The 11,983-nt window shown below is 52.5% G+C and carries 15 protein-coding genes and 1 pseudogene; 7 read left to right on the top strand and 9 right to left on the bottom strand.

What is annotated here, in order from left to right; genetic code table 11:
- Positions 1 to 60 precede the first annotated feature (60 nt).
- The 3 genes from Q371_RS06200 to Q371_RS06190 form a co-directional block, all read right to left on the bottom strand.
- A complete protein-coding gene (locus Q371_RS06200; RefSeq protein ID WP_034337683.1) occupies positions 61 to 291 on the bottom strand; it encodes a hypothetical protein in 231 nt (76 codons plus the stop codon).
- 121 nt (positions 292 to 412) lie between these two features.
- Complete coding sequence (locus Q371_RS06195) at positions 413 to 1,738, bottom strand: protein kinase domain-containing protein (protein WP_169743802.1); 1,326 nt, start codon at positions 1,736 to 1,738, stop codon at positions 413 to 415.
- 113 nt (positions 1,739 to 1,851) lie between these two features.
- A complete protein-coding gene (locus Q371_RS06190) occupies positions 1,852 to 2,718 on the bottom strand; it encodes a leishmanolysin-related zinc metalloendopeptidase (protein WP_051963454.1) in 867 nt (288 codons plus the stop codon).
- Positions 2,719 to 3,063: 345 nt separating this feature from the next.
- On the opposite strand from Q371_RS06190, the gene Q371_RS06185 reads away from it, so the two are divergent.
- Complete coding sequence (locus Q371_RS06185; RefSeq protein WP_034337680.1) at positions 3,064 to 3,267, top strand: hypothetical protein; 204 nt, start codon at positions 3,064 to 3,066, stop codon at positions 3,265 to 3,267.
- An 11-nt stretch (positions 3,268 to 3,278) separates the two neighbouring features.
- Complete coding sequence (locus Q371_RS06180; RefSeq protein WP_157442558.1) at positions 3,279 to 3,635, top strand: hypothetical protein; 357 nt, start codon at positions 3,279 to 3,281, stop codon at positions 3,633 to 3,635.
- A gap of 60 nt (positions 3,636 to 3,695) precedes the next feature.
- Here Q371_RS06180 and Q371_RS06175 read toward each other — a convergent pair whose 3' ends face one another.
- A complete protein-coding gene (locus tag Q371_RS06175; protein ID WP_034337673.1) occupies positions 3,696 to 4,334 on the bottom strand; it encodes a cysteine hydrolase family protein in 639 nt (212 codons plus the stop codon).
- 22 nt (positions 4,335 to 4,356) lie between these two features.
- Between Q371_RS06175 and Q371_RS26885 the strand changes: the two genes are divergently transcribed.
- From Q371_RS26885 to Q371_RS06165, 3 genes are all read left to right on the top strand, one after another.
- Entirely contained in the window at positions 4,357 to 4,587 is a 231-nt protein-coding gene (locus tag Q371_RS26885; protein ID WP_157442557.1) for a hypothetical protein, read from the top strand.
- 63 nt (positions 4,588 to 4,650) lie between these two features.
- Positions 4,651 to 4,899, top strand: coding sequence for an NAD(P)H-dependent oxidoreductase subunit E (locus Q371_RS06170; protein ID WP_034337670.1), 249 nt, complete (start codon positions 4,651 to 4,653; stop codon positions 4,897 to 4,899).
- Between the two features lie 189 nt (positions 4,900 to 5,088).
- Positions 5,089 to 7,155 carry an HzsA-related protein gene (locus Q371_RS06165; protein WP_211253810.1) on the top strand — a complete coding sequence of 689 codons (2,067 nt, stop codon included), beginning with the start codon at positions 5,089 to 5,091 and terminating at the stop codon, positions 7,153 to 7,155.
- 95 nt (positions 7,156 to 7,250) lie between these two features.
- On the opposite strand, the gene Q371_RS06160 is transcribed toward Q371_RS06165, so the two are convergent.
- Positions 7,251 to 7,799 carry an HD domain-containing protein gene (locus Q371_RS06160; RefSeq protein WP_034337665.1) on the bottom strand — a complete coding sequence of 183 codons (549 nt, stop codon included), beginning with the start codon at positions 7,797 to 7,799 and terminating at the stop codon, positions 7,251 to 7,253.
- Between the two features lie 156 nt (positions 7,800 to 7,955).
- Between Q371_RS06160 and Q371_RS06155 the strand changes: the two genes are divergently transcribed.
- Positions 7,956 to 8,576: a DUF305 domain-containing protein gene (locus Q371_RS06155; RefSeq protein ID WP_051963451.1), complete on the top strand. Its 621-nt coding sequence runs from the start codon at positions 7,956 to 7,958 to the stop codon at positions 8,574 to 8,576.
- 205 nt (positions 8,577 to 8,781) lie between these two features.
- On the opposite strand, the gene Q371_RS06150 is transcribed toward Q371_RS06155, so the two are convergent.
- The 4 genes from Q371_RS06150 to Q371_RS06135 all read right to left on the bottom strand — a co-directional run bounded on the left by Q371_RS06150 (position 8,782) and on the right by Q371_RS06135 (position 11,320).
- A complete protein-coding gene (locus tag Q371_RS06150) occupies positions 8,782 to 9,204 on the bottom strand; it encodes a hypothetical protein (RefSeq protein ID WP_034337663.1) in 423 nt (140 codons plus the stop codon).
- Positions 9,201 to 9,806 (bottom strand): ferric reductase-like transmembrane domain-containing protein, encoded by a 606-nt coding sequence (locus Q371_RS25425; protein ID WP_051963443.1) that lies wholly within the window; start codon positions 9,804 to 9,806, stop codon positions 9,201 to 9,203. Before Q371_RS25425 ends, Q371_RS06150 begins: the two co-directional genes overlap by 4 nt.
- 110 nt (positions 9,807 to 9,916) lie before the next feature.
- On the bottom strand, positions 9,917 to 10,258 hold the full coding sequence (locus Q371_RS06140) for a hypothetical protein (protein ID WP_157442556.1): 342 nt from the start codon (positions 10,256 to 10,258) through the stop codon (positions 9,917 to 9,919).
- Positions 10,259 to 10,375: 117 nt separating this feature from the next.
- Positions 10,376 to 11,320: a Gfo/Idh/MocA family protein gene (locus tag Q371_RS06135; protein WP_034337658.1), complete on the bottom strand. Its 945-nt coding sequence runs from the start codon at positions 11,318 to 11,320 to the stop codon at positions 10,376 to 10,378.
- A gap of 378 nt (positions 11,321 to 11,698) precedes the next feature.
- Between Q371_RS06135 and Q371_RS06130 the strand changes: the two are divergent.
- Positions 11,699 to 11,983, top strand: a pseudogene (locus Q371_RS06130) (hypothetical protein); the annotation flags it as partial.

Here is an 11,983-nt window from a genome sequence, read left to right as displayed (position 1 = left end):
GACCCAACCTCACTCGCTCAAGCTTCCTCCCCTGCAGAACAGGGGAGGATTTTTTCATGATCAAAAGAAAAACACCTTCCCCTGAAACTCATTTCCAAGGGCCAGAGGTGTGTCCACCTGAATGGTGTATTCAAGCTCACCCAAAAGACCCGTCAGGTCCAGAGCAAAAGGCAAGGGGAAATATTCATTCCAGTCTCCATAAGTGATTTTGACGTCTCCTCTGGCTCCGGCAGCATCAAAAATCAGGTGGTCGCCATTTCTGGCTGTGGTGTCCCGAAACCGCACATCCACGAAACCACCACTGGAACCTTCTTGTATGTGGGTTTGTTGTTCAGGAAAGCCCTTTGTGACCTGAGCCTGTGGTCATGAACAGATGCATCTTTATACGCTGCATCAACGAGGTCCACATACCCTACGGCTCTGGCATCTCGGCCACGGTAAAGCTGGTACTCCAAGGCTGAATGCTGCTGTGGGATGCGCGGTCCATATCGATTTCCAGAGGCAAATCGAACATCTCGAGTTCATCGGTGCGGGCTCCATCGTTGCGAATCCAGCGGATGGACACGCTTTCCGGATCAAAACCTCTGGATTTGAAGGCCAACCTGAGGATGCCATTTTCCACTTCGACCACAGATTCTGTGTCGAAATCGTAGTGAAAACCCTGCTCTCTGGCATGCAGAGGTGCTTTGAGGGGCCTGGAAATCACAGCGTAGCGCAGACCTGATCTGGAAAGCAGTCGTTCGTCCGCAGGAGGAGCAGGAAGTCTTGAAGGGACTTCTGGAGGGCTGTTTGGGGTAGGATTGCCCATTGCAGCAGTTTGATGTCTGGTGGACCTCAGCAGCCACCCACGCATCTGGGCAATGTTTTGTGGACGCTCCTCAATCTGCAGGGCCAGGGTCTTCTGAATCACCTCTGCCAGCACAGGATCGGTTCCCTCTGGCAGAGAGGGCAAAGCCATGCCGTTGATCCGGTCCAGCACAGAAGGTGGAGGGGTCCCTGTCAGCGCATGAAAAAGGGTTGCGCCCACTGCATAAAGGTCTGTGTATGGGCCAACTTTTGCAGCAGTGGAGTATTGTTCCAGAGGGGCATATCCCACGGTCACCAGACGGGTGTGGTTGCTCTCTTTGCCTGCAGCAAAAGTACGCACCGATCCGAAATCAATCAACACCGTGCGCCCAGAGGAAGTCAAGAAAATGTTTGGGGGTTTGATGTCCCGGTGCAGCAGGTTTTCGCTGTGCAAAACCTGCAAAGCGTCCAGAATGGGATAGAGCACCTCCAGCACTTCTTGCGAAGACAGTTTTCCTCGCACCTCAATGCGTTTTGCCAGCGTTTCACCCTGCAAATGCTCCATCACCAGATAAACGGTGTTGTTTTCTTCAAACACATCCAGCACCCTCACAATGTTGGGGTGGGAAAACCGGCCCAGTCTGCGGGCCTCATCCAGAAAACGCAATTTTTCGTCTGCGAATTCAGTATGGGTGGGAGCGAGCACTTTCCCGGTGTTGCCTCTGGACATCCCTTCCATGAAAAGCTCCTTGATGGCCACAGGCATTTTGAGGATGGTGTTTGCACCCAGATAGGTGATGCCGAAACCTCCCTGCCCGAGCACTTTTCCAACCGAATACCTGCCATTCTGCAAGCGGGTTCCGACTTTCAATTGGGTTTGCAAGGGCATGCCACATGCTGGGCACACCCGCATCTGTTCATGGATGGGTGCATTGCAACTCGGGCAGTTCATGGGCTTCAGTGTAAGCAGCACTTTGCCTTTGATTGCGTGTGAATTGCTGCGTTTTCCAAAAGCAAAACAAAAGCAAAACCCCGGCATGGCCGGGGCTGGATGAAGGCTCGGGTTCAAAAACCAGGAACAATTTGCAGCACAGTGGGCAGCTCAACCAACTCCTGGACATGGTCATCCACACCTTGACTGGACACCAGAGGCATCATGTAGGCATCCGCAGCATTGTAGTTCACCACGTACCCCAAGTCTTCAAGGGCACCCACAGTCATTTTGCTGAGGGGCATGGGACCTGCATTGGCAAATCCCGTCATCAATTCGGTTTTGAAGAGGGATTCACTCCAGTGGCCGCACTTGGTGCCTGCCCCGTACTGGTTCTCCACTGGAACATTGCCACTCTGACCAAGCAAATGGTATTGCGTGCTGGCTTTGGTGCCGTTGAAAGACACTGTGGATGCGCTCAGGCAATCCGGGTTGCCATTGTGAACGATGAACTTGTCCCAGAGGGTTCCCAGCCCCAGAACATGACCCATTTCGTGCAGTATCACGTTTTTCAGGGTGCCATTTTGTTCCATCATCGCAAGATCAGCAGAGTCAAATTCCATGACGCCCGTGATGGGCAGACGGCTGCTGTTGCGGAGGAGCTCAGGGCCTGCCCGACCAAGGATCTTTCCAGGACCATCCATCGCAATCACACTGGCGGTGATTTGCACATCATCCACATTCAAGTTCTGGCCATTCACTGTGCCTTTGACATCAGGCAGTCCAGCAGCAATCACTTTTTCCCACCTCTGGGCCGCTTCTTGAAAAGCGGTTTTCTGGGTTGCAGTCATTCCAGAGGCGTATTGCAAGGTGATCTGGAAACTGTCCTTGGCATTGGGACTGGTTTGCTCAGGGGCAGCGGTTGGAACGGTGGAAGAACTGCAAGCTCCGAGAAGCACAGCAGTGGTGAGGGCCAGACTGAAAAGGGGAAAAGATTTCATGGTTGCCTCCTCTGGAAGCGAGAGGTCAGTCGTTTTAAGACATGACAGACATACACCCCGCCTTGGAGGTGCAGGGCATTGCGAAGGCACATCAGAATGCCTACAGAGCGCGTCACAGAACACAGGAGGTGCAAAGAAGAAGTGGGTCTGTATGTCTTCAGTATAGAAAGGTCAACTTGCAGCACTCTTTCAGGGAGGCTTCAGCAATGTTAAATGGATTTTACGAATATCCAAACAGAAAAAAGAAACCCTTCAAATGCAATAGAGGAAATCCCGGATGGCGAATTCCGGTTCTTCACTGCATACTGCAGCAAGTTCCACAACCCCAATCCAATGAGGTGAACCATGACTGCAGCCGCACAGATCATCGAAATGTTGATCGGCATGATGGGCCTGAACAAAAACAGCCCATTTCAGCAGGTGCTCGAAGAACTGGTCAACGCTGCCCAGAGCAAAGACATCTTTACCGATCATGAGCGCATCCAGATGCAAGCCAAAATCCAGACAGCCCTCTCTGAAGCTGGGCTTCTCAAGGGACATGACCTGTGAGAAGGCTGGGCTTGTTTTTCACTTTTGCCACCCTAGGGGCTTGTGCACCCATTCAACAGGTCACGCCCAATGTGATTGATTCCACTTTTGGCGATGAAGCCACCCTCTCTTTCATTCAGGGAGGGGTTGCCTTCGATCCAGGGGGCAAACCCGCTCTGGGAGCCATTGTGGTCTTGCAGGGTCAGGGTTTGAAAACCCTTGATGTCAACAGTCCCTGCAAATCCAACCCCAGCAACACAGAGCTGGATTGTGCTCTTGGAGATGTGACCGCCGTTCAGACATTGAAACTCTCTGGAAAGGATGTCACGGCATCCGTGAGTTACCGTCGAGCAGGAAGCAACCGGGTTTATCTTGAAGTGGCAAAGTAAATGCGCATTCAAAAACAGCCCTGAAAAAAGAGCCTCGAAAGAGGCTCTTTTTTCAGAAACTCAGTACCCCCTGCTGGCATCTGCCAACTGCTGTCCTTCCAGAGCAGCCAACAATTCAGAGGATTTGACCGGGTGGGAGAACATGGGATAGTCCTTCTCAATGGCCACCCGTTGTTCTTCTTCACTGGTGGCAGCCACGCAATCGGTCAGGGTCAGCACGTTGAAACCTTTTTCGTAGGCAGACCGCATGGTGCTTTCCACACAGCAGTTGGTGAGGAAGCCCGCCAGAGCCACATTCTGCAATCCTCTGGAACGCAAAATGAAATCCAGATTGGTGCTGGAGAAAGCACACAGGCCCCGTTTGCCTTCAATGATGATGTCACCAGACTCTGGCTTCATGTCGTCTGTGATTTCGGCCCCCCATGTGCCTTTGACAAAAGCGTTGTTGTCCACAACACCTTTCAGAATGCCATAAGGCTGAGGACTGAGCTCACCATATCCGGGTGCAAAAGAAATGGGTGCATGAATGATGGTGACACCTTGTGCTCTGGCCTGTTCCACCAGTTTTCGGGTGTTTTCCAGCATGTTGCTGGACTGCATCACCCCTTCCACTGCTCCATGCAATGCCCCTCCGGGGGTGGTGAAATCGTTCTGGAATTCGATCAGGACCAGTGCGGTTTTGCTGGGATCAAGCTTCATGTGTGCCTCCCATGGTGAATTTTTGAAATCAATCCATGGTAACACTCTGGGTTTCAGAGAAGCAGTGGTCTTAGGGATTTCCCTGAATCCAAATCTGGGCATTTTGCCATCAAAAGGCGTTTTCGTTCAAATCAAAGAAACCATTTCTGAAACAGCAAAAAACTTTTGGGGTGGTCCAGAGGAAAAGTCAGGGGATTGTGATTTAAATTCACACACAGGGCATTTCTGGACAATTTCAGACTTCTGTCATTGAGAACCCTCTCGTGGACGTGCCAGAATCTGCTAAGCTGTTGAAGGCTTTGAAAGGCCCTGACCTATGATTCGACTGGAACTGTGTACTGACCATCTTGATCCTGTCACCCGGGAAGCCATCTTAGAGGTGATCTACGAAGAGTTGCGCATCGGACCGGGCATGGTCACTGCAGACGGAGATTTTGAACTGGTCCTCAGGAAGTGCAATGAAAGTCCCGAGGATGCCCCTTACTTCAAAATCAACGATGCCCTGTTTGCCCACGTCACCCCAGAGCGGGTAAGGCAACTGGTGCGGGCCCGCAAACGCAGGTGATTTTTGTCTCTGGCAGGCACTCCCATGTGGGGGTGCCTGTTGTCACATCTGCCCCCTGCAACTGAGCGTATGCTGAATGCATTGGGGGTCACCATGGGAAAAAAGGGCATGCTGTGGACGATGGTGCTGTTGTTGTCGTCTTGTCAGTCTTCTTCAGGACAAACCACTTCACCTCCCAACCCTCCGGGAGTGCTTTCCGCTCCTCTGTTGTTTGTGACCCAGGTGCCTGTGCGACCTGATTTCACCACCATTGGGTCCACGTTTGGCAACCATTTGGCAGATGTCCAGAGCGCCACCCGTGGGGGAGATTTGTGGATCCGCTACCCAGATGGCACCCTCAAGAACCTCACCAAAGCAGCAGGTTATGGCATGGAAGGTTTTCAGGGAGACAAGGCCATCGCTGTTCGTGACCCCAGTGTGCATTGGGATGGCCAGAAAGCGCTGTTCAGCATGGTGATCGGGGCTCCCAGCAAACAATACGAAGTCAAAACCTACCATTGGCAAATCTACGAAATCACAGGTCTGGGCAAAAACGATACCCCCAAGATTTCCAGAGTGTCCAACCAACCCCCCAGTTACAACAACATCTCCCCCATTTACGGCACCGATGACCGCATCATCTTCACCACAGACCGTCCCAGAGGGGGTGAAGCCCACCTGTATCCCCAGAGGGACGAATACGAAGAAGCGGCTACCGTTTCAGGTTTGTGGTCTCTCGATCCCAAAACAGGGGATCTGAGGCTGCTCAATCATGCCCCCAGTGGAAACTTCACGCCCACCATTGACAGCTCTGGGCGGGTGATTTTCACCCAGTGGGACCACCTGCAACGGGACCAGCAAGCCGATGCAGACACCTACGACAACGCTGAGTATGGCACTTTCAATTACACCAGCGAAGCCCTGAACGCCAGCAAAACCACCCGTTCAGAGGTTTTTCCTGAACCCCGAGCGGAAGAAGCCACCTTGGGGACCAACCTCTCTGCACACACTTTCAACCAGTTTTTCCCATGGACCATCCACGAAGACGGCACCGAAGGTGAGGTGCTCAATCACCTCGGGCGGCATGAACTGCATGGTTATCTGGGACGCAGTTTCACAGACGATGATGCCATCATGGAGTATTACGGTCAGTATCCCCGTTTCAACACCAACTCCATACAGAATTTTTTCCAGATCAAGGAAGATCCCACCCGACCGGGATGTTATGTGGGCATTGATGCCCCAGAGTTTTCCACCCACGCTTCAGGCCAAGTGGTGGAAATTTGTGCCCCTGTGGGCAAACCTGCCAGTCAAATTGCAGTGGATTACTTGACCCACCGGGCCACTGCCAGTTACACCGAAGAAGGCAAAACACCTTCGCCAGATCACTCTGGCCACTATCGGGACCCTTTGCCCCTCAGTGATGGCAAAATGGTGGCCTCCCACACGACTTACACGTACGCCGAGTCCAACTCTGGCGCCAGCAAATACGATTTCCGCCTGAAGACCCTCAAAAAGAACAGCCAAGGCTTTCTGGTGCCAGACCAGATGCTCACCTCTGGCATCGAAGAAAGCATCACTTACTGGGATCCAGACCAGCAGATCAAATTCTCGGGCAAGCTCTGGGAACTGCAGCCCGTAGAAGTGAAGGCTCGACCCAGACCCAATCGCTTGCAAGCCTCCCTTCCCCTGCCAGAGCAAACGGTGTTCCAGAAGGCAGGTGTGGATCCTCTGGTCTTCCAGAACCAATTGAAAGCCAAGGGACTGGCCCTCGCAGTGGTGCGCAACGTGACTTCCAGAGACCAGATGGACCGCCAGCAACCCTACAACCTGAAGGTGCCCGGAGGTGTGAGCAGCACTCTGGACGGCGAGAAAGCCTACGATGTGTCTTTCTTGCAGCTCTTTCAAGCAGACCTGATTCGGGGCATTGGAGGCATGCAAACCCCCACAGCAGGAAGGCGTGTGCTGGCACAGGAATTGCACGAGCCAAACGTGTGGAATGCCAATGGTCAGACCAGCTTCATTGAGATTGCAGAAGATGGCTCTGTGGCTGCTTTTGTGCCTGTCAACCGCGCAACCACATGGCAACTCACCGATCCCAAAAAACAGGGGGTGGTTCGAGAACGGTACTGGCTGACGTTCCAGCCCGGTGAAATTCGCGTGTGCTCATCCTGTCACGGCCTCTCTGGAAAAGACCAACTGGGCAGAAATGAGCCTCAAAACGAACCTCACGCCCTTTACAAACTGCTGGTGAACTGGAAAGCCAACCAGCCCTGAGGTTCACTCTGTTGATGAGGTGAGGATTCAGAGGAATCCTCACCTTTCAAAAAACCTTACCAGCGATAAAAACTTTGATTCTTCTGTCAAAGGGTTCAAAACAGTCTGGAAATGGCATGCCAGAGGTTTTCTCTGGCTTGTCTTTCAAAGCGGTCGTAAAAATAATCGGTGATGTAGATGCGTTTGCGGCTGTAAAACCCCATCAACACCTGTTTGCGTTTCAGGGCATACACCAGTTTGGGCACATGCTGGTATTCCTGACGGATCTGGTCGTTGTACTCCAGAAAGCGGGCTCTGGGTTGCCCCAGAATGGCCAGATCAAGGTCCAGCATGTTGGCTTCGATGGGATATTGGGGCTCATCTCCATGTTTGGTGACCAGAATCAACCGTTCCACCTGATGGATGATGTTGCTGGGATAATTCATTTCACGCATCCATGAGGCAAACAGGGCTGCGCTTTTTTCTTCGTTGTCGTTGCGTCTGGGGTCGTACACCAGGTCATGGCCCCAGATGGCAAATTCAATCTCATGCTCTTTGATGTGGGCTTCTTTCATGAGTTGCAGCATTTCCTGAATGTGGGTCAGGTTGTGGTATGCCCGGTGGGGTTCTTGCAGGTGAGGCAGGCAACGGTCAAAGAGGTCCATGCTTCATGATAAGTCACCCTCTGGTGTTGACGTGCTCTGGGTTCCAGAGCTTAACCTGCAACTCACCGACACCCCGCACAATATGAGAGACAGCAAATCCTGTGGTCGTTCCCACAAAAATGCACCAGGACGCAGTTTCATTTGAAGGAGAAGACATTGAAAGCATCTCAGGTTGCCACCATCACCACCCTTGCCCTGCTGGCCGGAGGGGCAGGCGGTTTTTTTCTGGGTCAATCCCGCAACCTCCCTGCTTCAGCAGATGTGGTCTTTGCACAGGACATGATGACCCACCATGCACAGGCCATCGACATGGCCAACCGCTTGAATGTTCGACTGCTGGCCGAGCCCAAACTGAATGAACAGCAGCAAATCATCAAATACCTGACCTATGACATCATCACCGGCCAGAGCAACCAGAACGGGCAGATGCTGGGCTGGTTGAACCTCTGGAACCAGTCTGCCACCAACCCTGAGCCCATGGACATGGAAGCCATGGGCATGGCCAAGGCAGAACAGGTGCAGGACCTGAGCACCTTGCCCCTGAACGATGCCACCATCAGCTTCTTGCAGTTGATGATCCGTCACCATCAAGGGGGGGTCATGATGGCCGAAGATGCCCTGAAAGCTGCACGGACCGAAGTGGTCAAAAATTTGGCCCAAAAAGTGGTCACCGCCCAGAGCAACGAAATCCGGGAAATGAAAAACCTGATTGTACAGTTTGATGCGCAGCCTCTGGAAGACCTTCAGCCCATGCCAGACATGGACCACAACCACTGACATCATTTCAGTTCACAGGTTAAAGGGGACAGCTTACAGCGAGAAACCCTCGTACAGGACATCTCAAATCAGCCAACATCATTTGTGAAACTGTAACAAACACTGACACAACCACCCATAGAGCACGTGTAAAAGCAGAGGAAGGGCAGCCCTTCCTCTGCTTTTCTCTGCGTTTCATTGAACTCAAGATTCAGAGCTTCACAAATCAATGGTCGTGGTCATGACCATCGGATGCTCCACCTGCACGAATGGCCCACTGCAAGGTGAACGCTTTGAAAGATGCACCCGCTCTGGGTTTGCCCGAGAGCACCAGTGTGTAGGGGCCTGCTTCAGGCAAATGGAAAGTGGCCTTCAGGTCACTCTTGTCGGTCAGCAACTTGACGGTGCTCTGGGGCTTTGCACCTGCCTTGTATGCCCCTGCATAAATGTTCAGGGTACAGGTGCAATTCTTCATGTTGATGGGAATGCCTCCCTTCTGGTTGATCTCAAAACGGGCCACATTGTTGCCCACCACAGGATTGTCTGTGGGCTCGATGTGGATCAATCCGCCCACATCTCCGTCTTTTTCAACTTCATGGGCCAGAGCCACAGGTACAAGGAGCAGGAGGGTCAGGAGGTGTTTTTTCATGGTTGTTTGGCCTTTCGGAGTCGCTTGAAGAACACAAGCATGGAGAGGAAGATCAGGAGCACACTGGTCCACTTCATGGAAGTCAAACCAAAATGCACCCCGATCCAGAGGGTGTGAAGCAAAGCAAAGACCGTCAAAACAGGTCCAAGGCGGTGCAGGGTTTTCCAGTGTTTGCCCAGTTTTCGCACGGCCCAATCGTTGGAAGTGGCAGCCATGGGCAGCATGCCCAGCAAAGCCAATCCACCCAACCAGATGGCCCACTGGTTCTCACGGCTGAGGAACAGGATGCTTTCCCAGTCGGAGTCAAACACCGCCTGATAGGCCAACCAAGTGTGCAAACCTGAAAACACCAGAGCAGCAAGCCCAAGCAGTCTGCGTTGACGGATCAAGCCCAGAGGACGTGCCACCAGCACAAGCAGCAAGATGGCCATTCCCAACCAACCATAAACCTCACTTTGCCTCTGGGCAAAGGTGTGCCCAGAGGGATCGTACAGGACCCTGAGCAAGCCTTCACTGAGCAGTGGAAGGGCCAGCAAGGCACTCCAGCACAGCACCGTGTTTTGACGGGTTCTTCTGGTTTTTCGATGGGTTTGTGTGGTCATGTTTCATTCACAAGTCAAAGGTCAAAGGTCCATGTGGATGCCCAAACACGAAGGACACCTCACAAAAGAGGGCATCAGCATGAAAAGTCATGCCAGAGATGCAGTTTTCGTCAAATCAAAGGGGGATCTCGGGCTGTGGGTGACAGCGTTTGCTGTGTGTGTGGATGCGCCGATCGATCTGAACGGCCAAAAGAAACCATCCGCACTTCTGGAATGCTCAGGGCAACCGGGACATCCTGCAATGCTGGCATGCAGCATGCACAGTCGTGGTTCTGGTGCCGACCCTCAGGGGCATCGGTGTGACCAGAGTGATGGTGGTCTTTTTCCATCACATGAACTTGCTCAGCGGTCACGCCATGACACGATGAAATTTCATGCTGGAGGTGCAATGGGACTTGCAGCAAAAACAACACTGCTGCCAGCAATTGAACCAGTTGCATCCTCAAACGCATGAAGTCAGCATGCCACATCCTGCATGAGACTTTGAAGGGTCAGGGAAAACAAGGACCAGAGCGGTTGCCCACCCTGGTCTTTTTGACATCAGCACCAAACAAAAGCAAAAAGCAAAATCAGAAGTACTGGATGGCTTTCAGCACGCCGTCCATGATTTGTACCTGCTGCAAGCTGTCTTTTTCCAGAGGAAAACGCACCTCTTCAAGACCTTGCACCGCACGTTCAAAATGGGCAACCATTTCACGGTAGCCGTTGAATTCTGCAAAAGCTTGCGGCTGTCCATTGAGGGAGAGGGTGGCATTCTGTTCTCTGGTCACAAAGGGAGCATTGAGGTGAACGGTGCCTTGGGTTCCCACCACTGTGAAAAACTGCTCAAAGGGCACTGCAAAAGAAGCGTCCAGATGCCCAACCAGTCCATTGTCAAACTCCAGCATGGCGCTCGTGGTGTGGTCCACCCTTCCCTCTGTGAATCGACCTCTGGCATGGATCTGTTCAGGGAGTCTTCCTGCCACCAGACGCATGATGTCCACGCAGTAACAGCCCACATCGTAGAAGGCCCCACCTCCCAACTGGGGATCCCAGCGGATGTCTGAAGGGTTGTCCAGTGTGAAGCAGAAAGCAGACCGCATCAGACGCAAATCCCCCAGCTCTCCGGATTGGACGATGTCCAAAAGCCTCTGGATTTGAGGGTGGAAACGGTAAAAGAAGGCTTCCATCACAAGTTTGCCCGAAGCTTTTTGGGCTTCAACCATGGTTTCCACTTCTTGCTGGTTCAAAGCCAGCGGTTTCTCGCACAGCACGTGCTTGCCTGCTTCCAGAGCCTTGAGGGTCAGGGGAAGGTGGGCAGAGTTGGGAAGTGGGTTGTAAATGATGTCAATGTTCGGGTGGTTCAGCAAGGCATCGTAATCCAGAGCCAGCTCGATCTGGTTGTGGTGGGCATAGGCTCTGGCTCGCTCTGGGTCACGGGCGGCCACGGCCAGCACGGTGCTGCCTGCTTCACGGATGGCAGGGATCAGGGCTTTTTGGGCGATGTTGGCGGCTCCGAGGATTCCCCAGTTCATGTGTCTCCTTGCACTGCTTTGTTCTGTGGATTTGCAAACCATGATAGGGGCTGGGAGGTTCTTTTTCCAGATGCATCTACACAGGCGTTGTTCTTGCAGGTGTTTCAGGAACGACCAGAAAAAGCAGTGGTCTTGCTTCAATCCGCATCAGATCAAAAGACTCCCATCAATTGTGTTCAAATCCCTGTTGTTTTCATCAAACTGCCAAAACAGAATCTCCACCTTCATTGGATGTTGATGTCACATCCAGCAAATGATCCGCCGTCAACAATCTAAAGATCCCATAAAGCAGGCAGAAACCCCTGAAATGACAAAAACCTCAGTACCCGACAGTTTGATTGAGGCGTAAAAAAGCCAGACTGGTACAGTAAATCTGCTATGAGTTACGCCCTGTCTGGCAAAAACCAGCATACCCTAACTGACTTGCTGAGGGAACACTTTCCCTACCGCAAGAATCACCTCGATACCCTCAGTCACATTCTGCAAGCCCTCCTGGAGGGCAAACATGTCATCCAGCAGAGCATTGCTGACCGTCTCCCCGGAGAAGCTCAAAACACGTCCAAGCTCAGACGCGTCGAACGCTTCTTTTCCACCCATCCCCTCAGTCAGCACCACACCGCACCTTACCTGCTCGACAACCTCCCACACGATGAACCTCTGACC

The sequence above is a fragment of the Deinococcus misasensis DSM 22328 genome (assembly GCF_000745915.1).
Taxonomy (GTDB): domain Bacteria; phylum Deinococcota; class Deinococci; order Deinococcales; family Deinococcaceae; genus Deinococcus_C; species Deinococcus_C misasensis.
This window is presented reverse-complemented; position numbering and strand designations above follow the sequence as displayed.

What these genes read in the sequence shown, in the direction of transcription:
- Q371_RS25425 (WP_051963443.1), bottom strand. Translation starts at nt 9,806, where the DNA reads ATGACCACACAAACCCATCGAAAAACCAGAAGAACCCGTCAAAACACG.
- Q371_RS06195 (WP_169743802.1), bottom strand. Translation starts at nt 1,738, where the DNA reads ATGAACTGCCCGAGTTGCAATGCACCCATCCATGAACAGATGCGGGTG.
- Q371_RS06160 (WP_034337665.1), bottom strand. Translation starts at nt 7,799, where the DNA reads ATGGACCTCTTTGACCGTTGCCTGCCTCACCTGCAAGAACCCCACCGG.
- Q371_RS06135 (WP_034337658.1), bottom strand. Translation starts at nt 11,320, where the DNA reads ATGAACTGGGGAATCCTCGGAGCCGCCAACATCGCCCAAAAAGCCCTG.
- Q371_RS06170 (WP_034337670.1), top strand. Translation starts at nt 4,651, where the DNA reads ATGATTCGACTGGAACTGTGTACTGACCATCTTGATCCTGTCACCCGG.
- Q371_RS06150 (WP_034337663.1), bottom strand. Translation starts at nt 9,204, where the DNA reads ATGAAAAAACACCTCCTGACCCTCCTGCTCCTTGTACCTGTGGCTCTG.
- Q371_RS06175 (WP_034337673.1), bottom strand. Translation starts at nt 4,334, where the DNA reads ATGAAGCTTGATCCCAGCAAAACCGCACTGGTCCTGATCGAATTCCAG.
- Q371_RS06190 (WP_051963454.1), bottom strand. Translation starts at nt 2,718, where the DNA reads ATGAAATCTTTTCCCCTTTTCAGTCTGGCCCTCACCACTGCTGTGCTT.
- Q371_RS06185 (WP_034337680.1), top strand. Translation starts at nt 3,064, where the DNA reads ATGACTGCAGCCGCACAGATCATCGAAATGTTGATCGGCATGATGGGC.
- Q371_RS06140 (WP_157442556.1), bottom strand. Translation starts at nt 10,258, where the DNA reads ATGCGTTTGAGGATGCAACTGGTTCAATTGCTGGCAGCAGTGTTGTTT.